19 protein-coding genes and 1 pseudogene are annotated in these 19,675 nt (G+C 44.3%); 15 read left to right on the top strand and 5 right to left on the bottom strand.

Annotated features, from left to right (window positions below):
- The 7 genes and pseudogenes from R7093_RS03225 to R7093_RS03195 form a co-directional block, all read left to right on the top strand.
- Window positions 1–604 (top strand): annotated as a pseudogene (locus R7093_RS03225) (electron transport complex subunit RsxC); the annotation flags it as partial.
- Entirely contained in the window at window positions 604–1,650 is a 1,047-nt protein-coding gene (gene rsxD, locus R7093_RS03220; protein ID WP_047103462.1) for an electron transport complex subunit RsxD, read from the top strand. The pseudogene R7093_RS03225 and the gene rsxD, both read left to right, overlap by 1 nt.
- Before the next feature lie 7 nt (window positions 1,651–1,657).
- On the top strand, window positions 1,658–2,290 hold the full coding sequence (gene rsxG / locus R7093_RS03215) for an electron transport complex subunit RsxG (protein WP_047103464.1): 633 nt from the start codon (window positions 1,658–1,660) through the stop codon (window positions 2,288–2,290).
- Window positions 2,290–2,982 (top strand): electron transport complex subunit E, encoded by a 693-nt coding sequence (locus R7093_RS03210; protein WP_005380745.1) that lies wholly within the window; start codon window positions 2,290–2,292, stop codon window positions 2,980–2,982. Before rsxG ends, R7093_RS03210 begins: the two co-directional genes overlap by 1 nt.
- A gap of 64 nt (window positions 2,983–3,046) precedes the next feature.
- Window positions 3,047–3,688 carry an endonuclease III gene (gene nth / locus R7093_RS03205; protein ID WP_005380743.1) on the top strand — a complete coding sequence of 214 codons (642 nt, stop codon included), beginning with the start codon at window positions 3,047–3,049 and terminating at the stop codon, window positions 3,686–3,688.
- 32 nt (window positions 3,689–3,720) lie between these two features.
- The gene (gene gloA / locus R7093_RS03200; protein ID WP_017635317.1) at window positions 3,721–4,137 is read left to right on the top strand and encodes a lactoylglutathione lyase; all 417 of its coding nucleotides are present in this window, start codon (window positions 3,721–3,723) and stop codon (window positions 4,135–4,137) included.
- 150 nt (window positions 4,138–4,287) lie between these two features.
- Complete coding sequence (locus R7093_RS03195) at window positions 4,288–4,722, top strand: DUF2753 domain-containing protein (protein ID WP_005384886.1); 435 nt, start codon at window positions 4,288–4,290, stop codon at window positions 4,720–4,722.
- Window positions 4,723–4,842: 120 nt separating this feature from the next.
- On the opposite strand, the gene motY is transcribed toward R7093_RS03195, so the two are convergent.
- Window positions 4,843–5,724: a flagellar protein MotY gene (gene motY / locus R7093_RS03190; protein ID WP_005384887.1), complete on the bottom strand. Its 882-nt coding sequence runs from the start codon at window positions 5,722–5,724 to the stop codon at window positions 4,843–4,845.
- Window positions 5,725–6,065: 341 nt separating this feature from the next.
- On the opposite strand from motY, the gene rnt reads away from it, so the two are divergent.
- Together rnt and R7093_RS03180 are read left to right on the top strand one after the other, a co-directional pair.
- Entirely contained in the window at window positions 6,066–6,710 is a 645-nt protein-coding gene (rnt, locus tag R7093_RS03185; RefSeq protein WP_005384888.1) for a ribonuclease T, read from the top strand.
- A 28-nt stretch (window positions 6,711–6,738) separates the two neighbouring features.
- Window positions 6,739–8,064 (top strand): Na+/H+ antiporter family protein, encoded by a 1,326-nt coding sequence (locus R7093_RS03180; protein WP_017821192.1) that lies wholly within the window; start codon window positions 6,739–6,741, stop codon window positions 8,062–8,064.
- Window positions 8,065–8,142: 78 nt separating this feature from the next.
- Here R7093_RS03180 and R7093_RS03175 read toward each other — a convergent pair whose 3' ends face one another.
- Both R7093_RS03175 and R7093_RS03170 read right to left on the bottom strand, forming a co-directional pair.
- Entirely contained in the window at window positions 8,143–8,772 is a 630-nt protein-coding gene (locus R7093_RS03175; protein WP_047103466.1) for a DsbA family protein, read from the bottom strand.
- A 74-nt stretch (window positions 8,773–8,846) separates the two neighbouring features.
- On the bottom strand, window positions 8,847–9,182 hold the full coding sequence (locus tag R7093_RS03170; RefSeq protein WP_017635833.1) for a Grx4 family monothiol glutaredoxin: 336 nt from the start codon (window positions 9,180–9,182) through the stop codon (window positions 8,847–8,849).
- A gap of 285 nt (window positions 9,183–9,467) precedes the next feature.
- Here R7093_RS03170 and sodB point away from each other — a divergent pair, with 285 nt between their 5' ends.
- The 3 genes from sodB (at window position 9,468) to R7093_RS03155 (ending at window position 11,588) form a co-directional block, all read left to right on the top strand.
- Window positions 9,468–10,052 carry a superoxide dismutase [Fe] gene (sodB, locus tag R7093_RS03165; RefSeq protein WP_005396533.1) on the top strand — a complete coding sequence of 195 codons (585 nt, stop codon included), beginning with the start codon at window positions 9,468–9,470 and terminating at the stop codon, window positions 10,050–10,052.
- 154 nt (window positions 10,053–10,206) lie between these two features.
- Window positions 10,207–10,710: a VC2046/SO_2500 family protein gene (locus R7093_RS03160; RefSeq protein ID WP_033907342.1), complete on the top strand. Its 504-nt coding sequence runs from the start codon at window positions 10,207–10,209 to the stop codon at window positions 10,708–10,710.
- Between the two features lie 134 nt (window positions 10,711–10,844).
- Window positions 10,845–11,588, top strand: coding sequence for an SDR family oxidoreductase (locus R7093_RS03155; RefSeq protein ID WP_318146500.1), 744 nt, complete (start codon window positions 10,845–10,847; stop codon window positions 11,586–11,588).
- 143 nt (window positions 11,589–11,731) lie between these two features.
- Here R7093_RS03155 and adhE read toward each other — a convergent pair whose 3' ends face one another.
- Window positions 11,732–14,434, bottom strand: coding sequence for a bifunctional acetaldehyde-CoA/alcohol dehydrogenase (gene adhE / locus R7093_RS03150; RefSeq protein ID WP_005380731.1), 2,703 nt, complete (start codon window positions 14,432–14,434; stop codon window positions 11,732–11,734).
- Window positions 14,435–15,084: 650 nt separating this feature from the next.
- Here adhE and R7093_RS03145 point away from each other — a divergent pair.
- Together R7093_RS03145 and R7093_RS03140 are read left to right on the top strand one after the other, a co-directional pair.
- Entirely contained in the window at window positions 15,085–15,723 is a 639-nt protein-coding gene (locus R7093_RS03145; protein ID WP_005380729.1) for a YchE family NAAT transporter, read from the top strand.
- 35 nt (window positions 15,724–15,758) lie between these two features.
- Entirely contained in the window at window positions 15,759–16,622 is an 864-nt protein-coding gene (locus R7093_RS03140; RefSeq protein ID WP_005380728.1) for an ion transporter, read from the top strand.
- A 57-nt stretch (window positions 16,623–16,679) separates the two neighbouring features.
- On the opposite strand, the gene asd is transcribed toward R7093_RS03140, so the two are convergent.
- Entirely contained in the window at window positions 16,680–17,795 is a 1,116-nt protein-coding gene (asd, locus tag R7093_RS03135) for an aspartate-semialdehyde dehydrogenase (RefSeq protein WP_005380727.1), read from the bottom strand.
- A 431-nt stretch (window positions 17,796–18,226) separates the two neighbouring features.
- Between asd and nhaC the strand changes: the two genes are divergently transcribed.
- Window positions 18,227–19,660, top strand: coding sequence for a Na+/H+ antiporter NhaC (nhaC, locus tag R7093_RS03130; protein WP_005380726.1), 1,434 nt, complete (start codon window positions 18,227–18,229; stop codon window positions 19,658–19,660).
- Window positions 19,661–19,675: the final 15 nt, after the last annotated feature.

Here is a 19,675-nt window from a genome sequence, read left to right as displayed (position 1 = left end):
AGACTCAACTGAAGCGGAAGAAGCTGACGCACCTGCCGAGCAAACCGACGATCCGAAAAAAGCCGCAGTTGCCGCTGCAATTGCTCGAGCCAAAGCGCGCAAAGCGAAGCAAGCAGACTCAACCGAAGCGGAAGAAGCTGACGCACCTGCCGAGCAAACCGACGATCTGAAAAAAGCCGCCGTGGCAGCTGCCATTGCACGTGCCAAAGCACGTAAAGCGAAGCAAGAAACGCAAACTGAGCCTGTTGAAGACGCAACTTCTGAAGAACCAGAAGTGGATCCGAAAAAAGCCGCGGTTGCCGCAGCAATTGCGCGCGCGAAGGCTCGTAAAGCGAAACAAGCAGACTCAACTGAAGCGGAAGAAGCTGAAGCACCTGCCGAGCAAACCGAAGATCCGAAAAAAGCCGCCGTGGCTGCTGCCATTGCACGTGCCAAAGCGCGTAAAGCTAAGCAAGAAACGCAAACTGAGCCTGTTGAAGAAGCAACTTCTGAAGAACCAGAAGTGGATCCGAAAAAAGCCGCGGTTGCCGCAGCAATTGCGCGCGCGAAGGCCCGCAAAGCGCAACAAGAAGCTAATAAAAATAATACTGAGGAGAACGAGTAGTGTCGTTTTTTATTGCCAGTTCACCGCATACCCACAGTCGTCGTAGTACGCCAGACTTAATGAAATGGGTGGCACTTTGCGCACTTCCAGGTTTAGTAGCTCAAACCTACTTCTTTGGCTGGGGAACGCTTATTCAGCTGATTTTTGCCATCGCAGTCGCTGTATCACTTGAAGCCTTAGTTATGGTCTTCCGTAAACGTTCGCCGATGCGAGCACTACGTGATAACAGTGCGATCGTTACCGCTTGGTTATTAGCCGTTGCTATTCCACCATGGTCTCCGTGGTGGATTATGGTGATCGGACTTATTTTCGCGATCGTAATTGCTAAACACCTATATGGTGGCCTTGGTCAAAACTTATTCAATCCTGCCATGGTCGCTTATGTGGTCTTGTTAATCTCATTCCCAGTGCAAATGACGAGTTGGAGTGCCCCGACGTCACTCATACCTGATCACGTAAATTTTGCAGATACACTCTCTTTAATTTTTACGGGCTATGATTACGACGGCTTATCACTTCAGCAAGTTCGCTCAGGTGTTGACGGTGTGACAATGGCGACACCACTTGATGCATTTAAGACTGGCATTCTTACAGGTGCCACTCCAAGCGAAGTAATGTCGCAGCCGATATTTGATGGCTTAGGTGGTATTGGTTGGCAATGGGTAAACCTTGCTTACCTTCTTGGCGGCATAGTCATGATCAAAAAGCGTATCATCCAATGGTATATTCCAGCAGGTTTCCTTGCGAGTCTGACTCTGTTTAGCCTAGTGTTCACGTTGCTGACGCCAGGGGAAACTGCGTCGCCAATTTTACACTTGTTATCTGGTGCAACCATGCTTGGCGCATTCTTTATTGCAACCGATCCCGTTTCGGCGTCTACCACCGTCAAAGGACGTTTAATCTTCGGTGCGCTTATTGGTGCTTTGGTTTTTATCATTCGCAGTTGGGGCGGTTTCCCAGATGGTGTTGCATTTGCAGTGTTGCTTGCAAATATGTGTGTGCCACTGATCGATTACTACACCAAACCTAGAACTTACGGTCACTGAGGTAAACATGTTAACCGCTATTAGAAAAAATGGTCTGACACTCGCGATATTTGCATGTGCAACAACCGGATTAGTCGCCCTTACTCAGTACCTAACAAAAGACCAAATCAAGGTACAAGAGCAAAAACAATTACTTTCTGTTTTGAATCAAGTCATTCCAGAAAACATGCATGACAACGCACTCACGCAAGCTTGTACAATGGTCACGTCTCCAGATCTGGGGACATTACGTGCGATGCCAGCCTACCTCGCCACGAAGAATGGTGAACCAACAGCAATCGCAATAGAATCTATCGCGCCAGATGGCTACAATGGTGAGATAAAAGTGATTACTGGGATTGATAATCAGGGCAATATTTTGGGGACACGCGTCCTAAACCACCAAGAAACCCCTGGTCTGGGCGATAAAATCGATCTTCGTGTCACCGACTGGATCCTGAGCTTTACAGGAAAACAAGTCACGGAAAACAATTGGAATTCGTGGAAAGTTCGTAAAGATGGCGGCGATTTCGATCAATTTACTGGTGCAACGATCACGCCAAGAGCCGTCGTAAAAGTGGTGCGAAATACCGTTAACTACGTAAACCAATCTCGTGAAGACATTCTTAACCAGCCGTTAGGCTGTGAAGGAGAGCAGTAATGAATGAGAATAAATTACTGATGAAAAACGGTATGTGGAGTAACAACCCCGCTCTCGTACAACTGCTGGGCTTATGTCCACTGCTAGCGGTTTCTTCCACGATAACCAATGCATTAGGTCTTGGTATTGCAACCTTACTCGTGCTAGTTGGATCCAACGTCACGGTTTCTCTTATTCGTAACTATGTGCCAAAAGAGATCCGTATACCTGTATTCGTTATGATCATTGCCTCACTCGTTACCTGCGTTCAGTTGTTAATGAATGCCTATGCGTACGGTTTGTACCTGTCTCTAGGTATCTTTATTCCTCTGATTGTAACGAACTGCATTATTATTGGCCGAGCAGAAGCTTACGCGTCAAAAAATGATGTTGCACCCGCTGCGCTAGATGGTTTGTGGATGGGCCTTGGTATGACGAGCGTCTTGGTTGTTTTAGGTGCCATGCGCGAATTGATTGGTAATGGCACACTATTCGACGGAGCAGACCTTCTCCTAGGAGACTGGGCTTCAGCTCTACGGATTCAAGTTTTCCAATTTGACAATAGCTTCCTGTTAGCGCTTCTCCCACCTGGTGCATTTATCGGTGTTGGGCTGTTGATAGCGCTCAAAAATGTCATAGATAATTCAATTCAGGCACGTCAACCAAAAGAAGAAAAACCAACCATAGAACGTGCTCGCGTCACTAACGCATAACAAGATAAGGCTCTGTCATAGGAGCCTTTTTCATAAACCGCAGAGACGGTATTGGAAGTCAGCAATGAACAAAATAAAAAGAATCGAAATTCTTGAGCGATTACGAGAAAACAATCCGAATCCTCAAACTGAGCTTAACTGGAGCTCCCCTTTTGAGCTGCTAATCGCTGTATTACTATCAGCTCAAGCAACCGATGTAAGCGTCAATAAAGCCACCGACAAGCTTTTCCCTGTAGCGAATACACCTCAAAGCATTCTTGATTTGGGAGTCGATGGCTTAAAAGAATACATAAAGACCATCGGTTTGTTTAACTCAAAGGCAGAAAACACAATCAAGACTTGTAAGATCTTGTTGGAAAAACACAATGGTGAAGTTCCTGAAGATCGTGCCGCGTTAGAAGCGCTACCAGGCGTAGGTCGCAAGACCGCAAACGTCGTGCTCAACACCGCTTTTGGTTGGCCAACTATTGCCGTCGATACGCACATTTATCGCGTGTCGAATCGCACTAAATTTGCGATGGGAAAAACGGTTGATGATGTCGAGCAGAAGCTATTAAAAGTTGTGCCAAAAGAGTTCAAACTCGATGTGCACCACTGGCTCATTCTTCATGGTCGTTATACGTGCGTAGCAAGAAAGCCTCGCTGCGGTAGCTGTATTATCGAAGATTTGTGCGAATATAAAGAGAAAGTATACCCAGATAGCTAATGCTATTTGTAAATCAAAGCTAGGAGCAAAAAATGTCAAACGGTCGAATTCTCCACACTATGCTTCGCGTAGGTGATCTAGACAAATCCATCAAGTTTTACACTGAAGTTATGGGCATGCAGCTGCTTCGTACTAACGAAAATAAAGAGTACGAATACACGCTAGCGTTTCTTGGTTATGGTGACGAATCCCAAGGTGCAGTGATCGAACTGACTTACAACTGGGGTAAAACTGAGTATGACCTAGGTACTGCTTTTGGTCATATCGCCATTGGTGTTGATGATATCTACACAACTTGCGACGCTATCAAAGCGGCGGGCGGTAATGTGACGCGTGAGCCAGGTCCAGTAAAAGGCGGAAGCACGCACATTGCATTCGTAAAAGACCCAGATGGTTATATGATTGAGCTTATTCAAAACAAGCAAGCTTCATCAGGTCTTGAAGGCTAAGCGGCACTTCTAATAATCACTTGTACTGCAAGTTGAACTCCGATTACAGGCAGGTCTGCGATCTGCCTGTCCTTTTATAAACAAAACCCTTTACTTGATAATAGTTATCGTTTAGATTTATCCGCAACTTCGATATGCGGGATTACGATAATGATCAGTGAATGGGAAAAACACACACTTCTAGCCGATACGGCACTTCAACTAGATGACCCTGTTCGCAGCATTCTTCATTACCAGCAAGCCCTAAGCCTGAGTGAAGATATCAGCGAATGTGTGGAAATTGAGGCGGACGAGCGATTATTAATTTCTGTGATTTCTTGTCATAACTTAGCTCAGTTCTGGCGTTGGGCTGGAGATACTGACTATGAACTCAAATACCTTCAACTGGCCTCTGAGAAGGTCTTAACACTTATCCCACAATGCCCAAATAAAGAGTGTGCAAGCTTTATCGACTCGATAGGATGCTGTACTAAGGCGTTGATAGACTTTATGAAGCGTCACCCTAATCCGGCTATTGCCAAACAGGTTGAAAAAATCGATACCGCCACCAATTGCGAAGTCATTGCCAAATTCCGCTTAAACTAACATTCAAATTATACAGCAGGAATCACCGAAACGTGCTTGGCAAAATACCACTAAAATATTATTAACAACGTCAGTAAATCAAAAATGCCGAAGCTTTCAGCTTCGGCGTTTTTATATGCATCACACTTGGGTTCGCCCTAGAGATATCACGACTCGGCGGTTTTTGTCTTTTCCTATTGGCGAACCGTTATCTGCAATAGGACGACGCTTGCCGTACCCTTGCACTTGAATTCGATCTTCCGGTAGCCCTAGAGACTGAAAATAGTCACGAAGTGACTCTGCACGTCGCTCTGATAAACTTTGACTCGCACTTTTACCATCGGTTGAATCTGTGTACGTCGCCACCAGCACGAGATCGATATCTTGATTATGTCGGATATAATCTGCAATTTGTGATAAACGCTTTTTAGAAGCCTTGGTTAACTGATCACCTTGTCTTTCGTAGTGCAAAATCGTAAAAGCAATGTCCTCAAAACTATATTTCAATAAGTTGGAAATACAGTCGCTAAACGCGTTGTACTTGTTTTGAAATAGTACTGATGACAATGCGACTTCAATTCTCTGATCTCGGCTCTGCCAATCTTGGTAACTAAAAGTCGGATAACGGCCTTTTTCCAGCTCAGACAAAATGCCCCATGCTGTTTGCCCTCCGACATAACCATCAAACTGTTTAAAAAACTTTAAGTTTGTAATTCGATCGGCGTGTTCACCTGGTCGCCAAGGTGGCGGCATAGAAATGAGACTGACGTTACGTGTTTCTCCCATCGGGCGACGCATTTTTAACTCAAAGTCTAAATTGATTTTTTTATTTGCACGAGATGAAAATACCGCATCTCCAAAGCTTGGAATGGGGTGTACAAGCTGACATTCTAATGGTGTATTGACCACCATTTCCCATTGAGATTGCTGTGGAGTTGCAGCATAACGTTTGCCCATCAAAGCGAAGCTGCTTGTGCTAAACAACGAAAATACAACACCACTGGTAATCAGCCATTTCTTCATCTAATACTGTCTCTTAAACGGCAGTCTGTTGCCGTCAATTTGCATCAATAAAACCACTTCAACCGGCATGCAAAAATCTCGCCAATATAGGGTTATCTGTCACACTGCCATTAATGTGAGCCACCGTGTTCCAATCACCTTAACCGCCACTTAGCGTTTTACTTCCTCATGTTTTATCGGTTTACATGATGCAAAGTATGGCGAATAAACGTCTACATAATATGCAATACAAACTTATTGATTGGATGCAAAATAGAATTCCGGTTTTCTCTTAAATTGCGGTTTTTCTCATCGGTATAATCTGCAATAATGCAGCCTTCGTCACACAAAAATAAGCCAACATGACACTAGAAAATGAAGCTCTAACCTTGAAAAAACGCTTTCGTGGTTATTTCCCTGTGGTAGTAGACGTTGAGACCGCTGGTTTCAATGCTCAAACTGATGCACTTTTAGAAATCTGTGCCGTTACGTTGAAAATGGACGAACATGGCGTGTTGCATCCGGCCTCCACCATTCATTTTCATGTGGAGCCATTTGAAGGCGCTAACTTAGAAAAAGAAGCGCTTGAATTCAATGGTATTCGTGACCCTTTCAGCCCTCTTCGTGGTGCTGTTTCTGAGCAAGAGGCGCTAAAGGAAATTTATAAGCTTATTCGCAAAGAACAAAAAGCCGCAGATTGCTCACGTGCAATTATGGTTGCTCATAACGCAGCATTCGACTTGGGTTTTGTAAATGCAGCAAATGAACGCTGTAAACTAAAAAGAGTCCCTTTTCATCCCTTTGCTACTTTTGATACGGCTACATTAAGTGGCCTTGCTTATGGCCAAACAGTTCTCGCTAAAGCATGCAAAACAGCCGGGATGGAATTTGATAACCGTGAAGCACACTCTGCGCTTTACGATACACAAAAAACAGCAGAATTATTCTGCGGTATTGTCAACAAATGGAAGGCCCTCGGCGGTTGGCCGCTTGTCGACGAAGAATAATAAGTAAACACAACATATTAGGAAAAGTATGAATCCTGTCGTTATATCAGTGTGCGTCATGCTCGTGTTAGCATTGATGCGCGTAAACGTGGTGGTTGCCCTCACGTTTAGTGCCATCGTAGGCGGCCTAGTCGCAGGCATGAGCCTTGGGGATACGGTTGCCGCATTTGAAAGTGGTCTAGGTGGCGGTGCAACTATCGCGCTAAGCTACGCCATGTTAGGTACTTTCGCTGTTGCCATCTCGAAATCAGGCATCACGGATCTACTGGCCAAAAGTGTTATCAAGCGCTTAAATGGTAAAGAAAACTCCGCTTCCACTACTGGCTTAAAGTACGCCGTGTTGGTGGCGTTAGTGCTTGTCACGATGTCATCTCAGAACGTAATTCCGGTCCATATCGCCTTTATTCCAATTTTGATTCCACCTCTTTTGGGCGTATTCGCGAAACTTAAGCTCGACCGACGTTTGGTCGCGTGTGTTCTTACCTTCGGTTTGATCACACCTTACATGATCTTACCTGTTGGTTTCGGCGGTATTTTCTTAAACAACATTCTATTAAAGAACCTACATGACAACGGTTTGGAAAACGTGGTTGCAAGCCAAGTCCCAACCGCCATGTTACTGCCAGGTGCAGGCATGCTGTTTGGTCTATTACTGGCTATCTTTGTTAGCTATCGTAAACCGCGTGTCTACAAAGAAACTGAGTTGACTGTCGTTGACGAAACCGATCATGTCATCAATAAAAAGCACATCTTAGTTGCGGCACTTGGTATTGTCGCTGCATTGGGTGTTCAGCTTTACACGGGTTCAATGATTATCGGTGCTCTAGCTGGCTTTATGGTGTTTACTTTCGGCGGCGTTATTGCATGGAAAGAGACGCACGACGTGTTCACTAAAGGTGTACACATGATGGCAATGATTGGCTTCATCATGATTGCAGCGGCAGGTTTTGCAGCAGTAATGAAGCAAACTGGCGGTGTTGAAACACTAGTACAATCGCTATCAACCAGCATCGGTGACAATAAGCCTTTAGCTGCACTACTGATGCTGATCGTTGGTCTGTTGGTAACAATGGGCATTGGTTCATCGTTCTCTACGATTCCAATCCTTGCAACTATCTATGTGCCTCTTGCGCTAGCATTCGGCTTCTCGCCGATGGCAACGATTGCACTGGTAGGTACTGCGGCTGCGTTAGGTGATGCAGGCTCTCCAGCTTCTGACTCTACATTAGGCCCTACATCTGGTCTAAATGCCGACGGTCAACATGAGCACATTTGGGAAACAGTCGTTCCAACCTTTATCCATTACAATATCCCTCTAATCATCTTTGGTTGGATTGCAGCAATGGTGCTTTAATACTATTGTTTGGATGGATATACATTTAGTTACGAAAAAGCCGCTCAATGAGCGGCTTTTTGTTATTCATAACTGTGGTTATTGCGCTGGCATATTGTCAATAATACGCTCACGCATCAGCTTCAAGGTTGGTTCTGTCGACAGGTAATCGATGGCAATCGGAAAATAAGCGTCGTTAATTTTAAGAACCAAGCTAGGGTAAGAGCTCACACCTAGGCTCTTTGCAAGGCTCAATTGATCTTCGAACACACCTTCTAAGAAAGAGCCATCCATGTCATTCTTGAATTGCTGAACATTCAAGCCAATTTCTCTCGCTAGTTGCAAGTGAGTGGCTTCTTCATGAGGAGGCATCGCACGTAAGTAATACGCATGCTGAATCGCTTCTAGCATCTGCTCATAAGAATCTTGAAAGCCCGCTGCAATAACCGCACGACAAGATTGGTAAGTGCTTCTTACTGGCGTACAAAGCTTCCAGAAATCGTAGTTAAACTTAGTGCCTAACTGGCGCTCAATCTGCTTCCAAATACCTTCGAGTTTTTGTTGCATCTCGGGCGGCATCGGTAAATTAGTATCTGGCGCAAGACCACCAACCACATACTCAAACTGAATCACACCTGGCAGTTGCTGTTTTAGTTTATCCAGCGTTGGTTTGTAACCCCAACACCAACTGCACATTGGGTCATGCACGTAGTAAAGCTTTATGTTCATTCCACTAACCTAAAAAGAAAAAGGAGCCAGTACGGCTCCTTCGTATTCTATCGCTAAATGTGAGTATTTACGAATTACTCAGCTTGATCTTCAGCGCGCGCTGCTGCTTCTTTGATTAGAGGCTGCAGTTCACCTTTTTGGAACATTTCTAGAATAATGTCACAACCGCCGATAAGCTCACCTTCAACCCATAGTTGAGGGAAAGTTGGCCATTGCGCGTACTTTGGTAACTCAGCACGGATATCTGGGTTTTGCAGAATGTCTACGTAAGCGAACTTCTCACCACATGCCATTAGTGCCTGTGACGCTTGAGAAGAGAAACCACAGCTAGGTAGTTTCGGTGATCCTTTCATGTACAGCAGGATTGAGTTTTCAGAGATCTGCTGTTTGATTTTGTCGATAGTTTCCATCGCTTCCTCATTCATGGGTTTGAACTTTATTTATTTGCCACATTCTACTCAATAACGACAGAATAAAAACCATATAATTAATAAGGCTTAATTTTAGATTGCTCATTGGCGAGCAATGCAGCACTTCACCACTGCTAACCTCTTAAAATATTTTCATATCGGGGTTTTAATAAAGTAAAAACTTGCTAAAATACTTAGCAAGTCAGCCTTAAAGGCGACATAGCTATAAAAAAACACTGGAAGCAATCGAAAGGTCATCCTTTCAAATCAATGGAGAATCGAGTAATGGCATTTGAACTACCAGCTCTTCCTTACGCGAAAGACGCACTAGAACCACACATCTCAGCAGAGACTCTAGACTACCACCACGGTAAGCACCACAACACTTACGTTGTTAAGCTTAACGGTCTTATCCCTGGTACTGAGTTCGAAGGCAAAACTCTAGAAGAGATCATCAAGACTTCTACTGGTGGCGTATTCAACAACGCAGCGCAAATCTGGAACCACACGTTCTACTGGCACTGTCTTGCTCCAAATGCGGGCGGCGAGCCAACTGGCGCAGTTGCAGACGCTATCAACGCAGCATTCGGTTCTTTTGAAGAATTCAAAGCGAAGTTTACTGATTCAGCAATCAACAACTTCGGTTCTTCATGGACTTGGCTTGTTAAGAAAGCTGACGGTTCTCTAGAGATCGTTAACACTTCTAACGCTGCTACTCCTCTAACAGAAGAAGGTACAACACCACTTCTAACTGTTGACCTATGGGAACACGCGTACTACATCGATTACCGCAACGTACGTCCTGATTACATGAACGGCTTCTGGGCTCTAGTAAACTGGGACTTCGTAGCTGAGAACCTAGCGAAGTAATATACTTCCCCCTAAGTTCAATTTAGTCTTATTCAAAAGCTCGCTATTTAGCGGGCTTTTTTGTTTCGCCTTCCCTAGCACCTTTAAATAATTCCCTCTTTTACTAAAGTTCTTCTTATCCACGCCGTTAAAAGAGCATCGAGCGAGGAACATCATGCAAATTCATACGTTAGACAAAGCTGCAATTATCAACGAACTTCAGTTCGGTAATGGTATTAACCATGCCGTACACGAAGGTCGTCGTGCGGATTTCTCGCTGATTCTGTCTATGTTCTCTAATGATGTTCGCGATGTAGTCCCGGTTGAAGAGGTCCAGGAAGTCATCACCAGTGACAGTATTCTTCGCCAACAATTGGGTTTATCGCAACCTCAAGCTCTTCGTTCTGATAGCAGCAGCTATGAACTCGCAGCTGAACAAGCGAAACAGTTTCACGATGCAGGATTGCCTTCCGCAAAGCTGAGCCATTACCTAAAACCAGATGCGCTGACTTACCTGCCTGAAGACACATTCAACCTACCAGAGGAGGTTTATCACAACCTATCTGGTCATGAGCGACGCAGATTGGGCGAACGCAACAAACAACTGATCCCAGATGCTGGGCTATATAATCAGCTAGTGACGGCTCAACGTCAGCATCAAATTCAAGCTAAAGCATAGAGATCCGCTTTTTATCCAATAGCTTGCAATACCTACACGTCAGAAATGTGACATCTTACAAATTACCGCACAATAGTCCTCACTCGAAAGCGTTAGTTTGAAGCCTTTCACACTGAACCCAACGAATTTCAACCATGCTATTAGCACAAACCACTGGTGTATTGTTTTTCACATATGGATACAGTGAAGGTGCTATGGATATCAAAGAATCAATTATTCTCGTCACGTCTGCAGGTTCGGTTATAGGAAGAACCTGTGCAAATCACTTTGCTCACCTTGGAGCAACGTTGATTCTTTGTGACCAAAATTCTAGCGCTTTGAGAGCGAGCTATGAGCAAATCAGCGCTTTCACTGACAAAGTGTATGCGATGAATGTGTGTAGTGATAACACAACGTCCATTAACTTATTGTTTGACCAGATAGAATCACAGCTACATGCGACACCAGATGTGATTGTTAATTGCTGGACCAGCTCTCCTATGCCTGGCTTAATGGCGCCAGAACCAATGAGTACTTACATTGATCACTTGTCGTCTGCGGCACGCTTCCTTTATACCTACGGCCAAGTAGGAGCAGAGCGCTTTCGAGCCAGAAACAAGAAAGGCGTCATTGTTAACGTCATTTCTCATGACAACCATGAAGACTTTACGGGAGTTGAAAGCATGGCGGCGTTGGTGTCAGGTTTTACTCACAGCTGGGCAAAAGAACTCACACCATTCAACATTCGAGTGGGCGGCGTTATTCCCTCGGTAAATCATACAAAAGAAGAGCTCAACGAGAGACACTGGGCTGAGATCCAAGACGAACTAGTCCGCAACACAGCATACATCGTCGCGAATGAATACTTCAGTGGCCGAGTAGTTGCGACCGAAGTGTAAGCATACACAGCAACTCTGTTTTCCCAAGCCAGATGTAACTCCTGCACCAAAATAAAAAAAGCCCCAGTCATTTGACTGGGGCTTTAACCTTTTCCCGATTAAGGTTCCGTGCTAGCGAAAACCTTGCTCACTCGATTTTTTAATTACGCGTCAGCTTTTTCTTTCTTTGCTTTAGGTGCTGCTTTTGCTGCTTCTTGGTCTGCTTTCTTCTTGATAACAGTTGTACCTTCGAAAGTTTCGCCTTCAACAAATGCTTTACCGTAGTAAGAAGCCATCAACACATCTTTAAGTTCGCTGATTAGAGGGTAACGTGGGTTCGCACCAGTACATTGGTCATCGAACGCTTCTACCGCTAGCTCATCCAGTTTCGCTACGAAATCTGATTCAGCAACACCTGCCGCTTGGATAGACATTGGGATGTCTAGGTTAACTTTTAGTTCATCCAACCATGCTAGTAGACGTTCAATCTTCTGAGCAGTACGGTCACCTTCTTGGCTTAGGCCTAGGTGGTCAGCAACTTCAGCGTAACGACGACGTGCTTGTGGACGGTCGTATTGAGAGAACGCAGTTTGTTTAGTTGGATTGTCGTTCGCGTTGTAACGTACCACGTTAGAGATAAGTAGTGCGTTAGCTAGGCCGTGTGGCAAGTGGAACTCAGCACCCAGTTTGTGAGCCATTGAGTGACAAACACCTAGGAATGCGTTCGCAAATGCAACACCAGCGATAGTAGCTGCGTTGTGTACTTTCTCACGAGCGATTGGGTCATTTGCACCGTTCGCATAGCTTGATGGTAGGTACTCTTTTAGCATCTTAAGTGCTTGAAGAGCTTGGCCATCTGAGTATTCGTTAGCAAGAACTGATACGTAAGCTTCTAGAGCGTGAGTTACTGCATCGTAACCACCAAATGCTGTTAGAGACTTAGGCATGTTCATTACTAGGTTCGCATCAACGATTGCCATGTTTGGCGTGATTTCGTAGTCAGCTAGTGGGTATTTCGCACCAGTCTTGTCGTCAGTAACAACCGCGAATGGAGTAACTTCTGAGCCAGTACCTGAAGTTGTAGTGATACATACAAGCTCAGCTTTTTTACCCATTTTAGGGAACTTGTAGATACGTTTACGGATGTCCATAAAGCGCATTGCTAGTTCTTCAAAGTGAGTTTCTGGGTGTTCGTACATTACCCACATGATTTTCGCTGCATCCATTGGTGAACCACCGCCTAGCGCTAGGATAACGTCAGGTTGGTAGCTAGCCATTTGAGCCGCACCTTTTTCTACTACAGACAGTGTTGGGTCAGCTTCAACATCGAAGAATGTTTGAACTTCCATGCCTTGAGCTTTTAGTAGGCTTACTACGTCATCTGCGTAACCGTTGTTGAATAGGAAACGGTCAGTTACTAGGAATGCACGTTTCTTACCTTCTAGGTCGCCAAGCGCGATTGGAAGGCTACCACGACGGAAGTAGATTGACTTAGGTAGTTTATGCCACAACATGTTTTCAGCTCGCTTCGCTACAGTTTTCTTGTTGATTAGGTGTTTAGGACCTACGTTCTCAGAGATAGAGTTACCACCCCAAGAACCACAACCTAGCGTTAGAGATGGCGCAACGTTGAAGTTGTACAAGTCACCGATACCACCGTGAGTAGTCGGGATGTTGATTAGGATACGAGCTGTCTTCATCTTGTCACCGAAGTAACGGATACGATCAGCGTTAGTATCTTGGTTAGTGTAAAGACCAGATGTGTGGCCGATACCACCAATCTCAACCATAGTTACCGCTTGAGCAACCGCATCTTCGAAGTTGTCAGCACGGAATAGACCTAGAGTTGGAGATAGTTTCTCGTGAGCGAATGCGTCATCGTGAGATACTTTACCCAGACCTTCACCAACAAGAACTTTAGTGTCTGCTGGAACTTTAACGCCTGCCATTTCAGCGATTGCTGCTGCTGGCTGACCTACGATTTTCGCGTTTAGCGCACCATCGATAAGAAGCACTTTACGAACTTTATCAGCTTCTGCTTTGCTTAGGACATAAGCTTTGTGAGAAGCAAAACGCTCTTTCACTTCGTCGTATACTTCATCAACTACGATTGCAGCTTGCTCAGAAGCACATACTACACCGTTGTCGAAAGTCTTAGACATAAGGATAGAAGCAACAGCACGTTTGATGTCTGCTGTTTCATCGATAACAACCGGAACGTTACCTGCACCTACACCGATTGCTGGCTTACCAGAAGAGTAAGCGGCTTTAACCATGCCTGGACCACCAGTTGCAAGGATAAGAGCGATGTCATCGTGTTTCATTAGAGCGTTTGAAAGCTCAACAGAAGGCTGGTCGATCCAACCGATGATGTCTTTTGGTGCGCCTGCTGCTACTGCTGCATCTAGAACGAGTTTAGCTGCATCGTTAGTTGAGTTTTTCGCACGTGGGTGTGGTGAGAAGATGATACCGTTACGAGTCTTCAAAGAGATTAGAGATTTGAAGATCGCTGTAGAAGTTGGGTTAGTCGTTGGTACGATACCGCAGATGATGCCTACAGGCTCAGCGATAGTCATAGTACCTAGGTTGTCATCCTCTTCTAAGATGCCACACGTTTGTTCGTCTTTGTATTTGTTGTAGATAAACTCAGAAGCGAAGTGGTTCTTGATTACTTTATCTTCAACAATACCCATACCAGATTCTTCTACCGCTTGTTGAGCTAGCGGGATACGGGCCTGGTTAGCTGCAAGCGATGCTGCACGAAAGATTTTATCTACTTGCTCTTGAGAGTAAGTAGCGAACTCTTCTTGCGCTTTCTTAACGCGAGCAACCATTGCATCTAGTTCAGCCATATTAGTTACAGGCATAGGGAATCTCCTAAAATTAACAAATATTAAAAACTTTTTACTAAGGCTATTACTTATCGTTTTTACTGTTTATCAGTCACTTAGAAAACAAACGTCTTAGTAAATTGCTTTCAGGACTGAGTATAATATTTCAGAGTGTGAAAAAAATTGACTTGGATCAGTTCTCACCACCTAAATACTACCAAAGTGGTGCCTCATCACACCAAAATGACATAAATCACTGATAAACAAATAAATTAACTTTCATTTTTTATTGAGTAAAAAAGAAGCAAATGGACAAATAAATAAAAGAAACTACAACAACCTGTAAAAAAGTTTCATTTTTGACCAACAAAATTACATGTAGGCCCAATTCTTTGTGCTACTGAGAGTATATCGAACCGAATACATCTCTCTACAAACCACCTTGGTTTTTATCAAAAGTGTGCGAATGTTAACGTTTATGTAAAACAGCGCAATTTATCAGCAACTTTATACGTAACATTTCCTTTCCAGATTAGATACAGTTTATTAAAGAATTAGTTTTTCTCACTTAAATGGCAGGGAATGCGTTAGTTTTTTTCATTTCTTACAACCTAACTTTTGCCTTACATTACGCCCAAATTACCCCTTCTCCTTTTCACTAATGTGAACTTTGATGAGTACGCAACATGCAAACTTTTGAACTTGCTATCTTCTTGCAGTTTTTTCTCGGTTTGGTCGCCGCAGTAAACCCTGTTGGTATCATGCCTGTGTTTGTGTCACTAACCGGGCATATGACACCAGACGAAAAGCGCAATACGGCAACAACAGCAAATGTGGCTGTTGCGATCATCCTGATCATTTCGCTTTTTGCTGGTCAGTTATTGTTAGACATGTTCAGTATTTCTCTGGATTCGTTTCGTGTCGCTGGCGGGTTGCTATTACTTAGCATCGCATTCTCGATGATGAGCGGTAAACTGGGGGAAGATAAGCAGAACAAACAAGAGAAAACGGAATACGTCAGTCGTGAACAGATTGGTGTGGTCCCTCTTGCAATGCCTTTAATGGCAGGTCCTGGTGCAATCAGTTCGACTATTGTTTATGGTGCACGCTACCCAAGCATGTTCGATACCGTGGGCATTAGTATTACGATTGGTTTGTTCTGCCTTTGTTCATGGCTATTATTCCGTTCTGCCCCATTGATCGTACGATTTTTAGGTCAAACTGGAATCAACGTCATTACTCGTATCATGGGTTTGATATTGGGCGCGCTTGGCATAGAGTTCATTGCGAATGGCTTACGCAACTTATTTCCAGGATTAGCCTGAGTTTCTATAAAATTGTATGATAGAGCGATTCAACAATGGATCGCTTTGTCATGACGACTGACTCTCTTAAACATACTCTATATGTCACCATTTTTGGTACTCATACCAAAGCTGGTAAAACGTTCGATATTGCTCTCATTATCGCGATCATCAGTTCGTTAATCGTACTGGTGTTAGATTCGATACCCTCCGTTCGGGCCGAGTGGGAAAAAGAGCTGAAGTTTATTGAATACACATTTACTGGCCTATTCACGATTGAATACCTTCTAAGGCTTTATTGCTCCCCCAAACCTGCCGCCTACGCAAAGAGTTTTTATGGTGTCGTCGATTTACTTGCGATTTTGCCCACTTATTTAGCACTCTTCTTCCCATCCGCTTCGTTTATGGGTGTGATCAGGGCGCTGCGAGTGATGCGAATATTCCGCATACTCAAGTTAGTCCGATACCTCCAAGAGTCCAATATCCTCTTACGTTCACTGCTTATGGCGCGCAGAAAGATTTTTATCTTCTTTAGTTCCGTCGCCATTATGGTAACGATTTTCGGCTCGTTGATTTTTATCATTGAAGGACCTGAAAACGGATTTACTAGCATTCCTAAGAGTATTTATTGGGCGATCGTGACCATCACAACGGTTGGGTATGGTGACTTGGTCCCTCAAACAGACCTAGGTAAAGGGCTTGCATCACTCACCATGTTACTGGGTTATTCCATTTTGGCGGTACCTACAGGTATTTTCACTGCCGAACTGCACCAAGAGATGCAATCGCACAAAGTATTGGTGAAATGCCCAAACTGCTCCCACGCAGGGCACGACTCTGACGCAATTTACTGTAAACATTGTGGTAGTGAACTGGCCGATCCAGACAAAAGAGTCGTTCGAACGGAAGACGACGCATGAAAAAAGAGCTCCCTACGGAGCTCTTTTATTTTGTCATCAAATAAAGGATTGATGTGATTATGCTTTCTCAGACAGAATAATTCTCAGAGTACGACGCAATGGCTCCGCAGCACCCCAAAGCAGTTGGTCACCAACAGTGAAAGCATTTAGGAAATCATCACCCATTGCCATCTTACGTAGACGACCCACTGGTACAGACATTGTGCCCGTAACTTTTGCCGGCGTTAGCTCTTGAGCAGTGATGTCACGGTCGTTAGGAATCACTTTCACCCAATCGTTATGAGTGGCGATGATTTCTTCGATTTCGTCCATTGGTACATTTTGTTTAAGCTTGATAGTAAGTGCTTGAGAGTGACAACGCATCGCGCCAATACGCACACAAGTACCGTCAATTGGAACAGGTGAACTTTGAGAACCCAAAATTTTATTCGCCTCAGCGCCCGCTTTCCACTCTTCTTTACTCTGACCATTATCGCGCTTCACATCGATCCATGGGATCAACGAACCAGCTAGTGGCACACCGAATTTATCGGTAGGGAAAGAGCCGCTGCGCATTGTATCCGCGACTTTCTTATCAATATCTAGGATAGAGCTTGATGGGTTTGCAAGTTCAGAGCTCACAGAGTCATTGATAACGCCCATTTGCGAGATCAATTCACGCATATTTTGCGCACCGGCACCAGATGCGGCTTGGTAAGTCATTGCGCTTGTCCACTCAACAAGGCCTTTCTCAAATAGACCACCTAGCCCCATTAGCATTAAACTAACCGTACAGTTACCACCGACAAATGTGTTCGTGCCACCGTGGATGCCTTGTTGGATTTGCTTTAAGTTCACTGGATCAAGTGTGATGATCGAATCTTCAGCCATACGTAGCGTAGAGGCCGCATCAATCCAGTAGCCTTTCCAACCAGCCTGACGAAGTGCAGGGAAAACTTTTTCTGTGTAGCTACCACCTTGACAGGTGATTACCGCATCAAGCTGTTTTAAGCTTTCAATATCATACGCGTCTTGCAGTAAGCCTGCGTCTTTTCCTAAGTTAGGAGCAGGAATACCAACTTGAGAAGTACTGTAGAATACTGGTTCGATTAGGTCGAAGTCTTTCTCTTCAACCATACGCTGCATAAGGACTGAACCAACCATACCGCGCCAACCAACTAAACCAACTCTCATCGTATTAACTCTCCATGTATTAAAAAACCTACCCCATAGTTAATTTTTCACAGCAAAATCTCAACCCCTATTTTGTAAATAAGCGCGTTTTTTAACCTTTTCCTCTGAAAAACCGGGTTACACGAGATTTTTTAGTGTTTGGTTTGCGGTTTTAACCATTTTTCAAGTAGGGAAAGCACTTTAGTCCCCTAATTGGTCTTACCACTCAATGAGAAAATAACACATGAAGCACAATAATTTCACATTACACAACATTTAAAACCAAAAAAGTTAAAACAAACTAACAGTTAATTTCACAAGCAAACGTTTTTACCGACGAACATCAAGATAAAACACCAAATGTTCGAAATATAATTTTTGTTAATGTATGTTATGCGCGATTACAACAAGGAGCGCCTTCCTCTATTGCTCCAAGATTGACAGAGGCACATATGAAGCAAGTTACACCACGCCTACCAAGCTTGATACAGGTATTTATCTCGCTCGGTTTATTTCTCCTGCTGGCATTTTCGTTCACAGCCAAGCTAGACCTACCGATTCAGCTAGCGCTATACATAGGTTGGTTCATTGTCATGATATTGGGCATAAAGCTTGGCCATCAGTATAAAGATCTGGAAAAAGCAGCACTAAATGGCATTTCCAATGGACTTGGAGCCGTTTTAATCCTTTTGGCCGTTGGCGCGCTTGTAGGTACTTGGATCTCTGGTGGTATTGTTCCAACCATTATTTACTACGGCCTTAAAGCAATCCACCCTTCCATCTTTTTGCTCGCGACCATGATCATCTGTTCATTGACTGCGCTAGCGACTGGCACATCTTGGGGTGCGGCTGGCACGGCAGGTATTGCAATGATGGGTATCGGTCAAGGTCTTGGTGTTCCTGCGCCAATCACTGCAGGTGCCGTACTTTCAGGCTGTTACTTTGGTGACAAAATGTCGCCTCTATCGGATTCAGTAATCCTTGCTTCATCTATGTCTAACGTTGAAGTGATGGAACATATTAAAGGCATGTTGCCGATAGCACTCATTAGCTACATTATTACAGGCATTATGTTTACTGCATTTGGCTTCCACTACGCAGGTCAAGTTGACATGAGCCAGGTAGACTCTGTCATTAAAGCGATGGAACAGCAGTTCTACATCACCCCTTACTCATTTGTTCCTGTGATCATCGTATTGTCACTTCTAGCGATGCGTATGCCTTCATTCCCAGTGATCAGTTTTGGTTCTCTGCTAGGTATTATTTGGGCAGTGATGATCCAAGATGTCGATTTCCTAACCGCGTTCAACACGGCTTGGGCTCCGTTTGCAATCTCATCTGGCGTAGATTTCATTGACTCAATCCTTAACCGTGGCGGCATGTCTTCAATGCTTGGGTCGGTAGCGGTTATCGTATTCGGCCTTGGTTTTGGCGGTCTACTAGATAAAGTAGGCGTGCTAGAGACTATCGCGAAGCTGTTTGAAAAACGCGTTCAAAGTGCAGGTTCATTGGCAACAAGCACAATTGGTACGGCCTTTATGGGCAACGTATTTGGTTCAGCGATGTACGTTTCACTTATTCTGACCCCAAAAATCTGTGCGAAGAACTATGACCGTCTAGGCTACAAACGTAAGAATTTGTCTCGTAACGCAGAATTTGGCGGCACGCTAACCTCAGGTATGGTCCCTTGGAGTGACAACGGTATCTACATGGCCAGTATTTTGGGTGTTGCTACACTGTCTTATGCCCCGTTCATGTGGCTGAGTTTTGTATGTATCATCGTAACGATCTTCACTTCTTACATGGGTTGGTTTGTTGATAAGTGCGAACCAACAGCAGAAGCAGTTGAAGAAGCTGAAGGCGAATTAAAGCAGCAAACCGCTTAACTTCGCAGAGATAGG

Source organism: Vibrio sp. 1580 (genome assembly GCF_033340055.1).
Note: the sequence above shows the minus strand (reverse complement) of the source record. Positions and strands in the feature narration are given on the sequence as shown.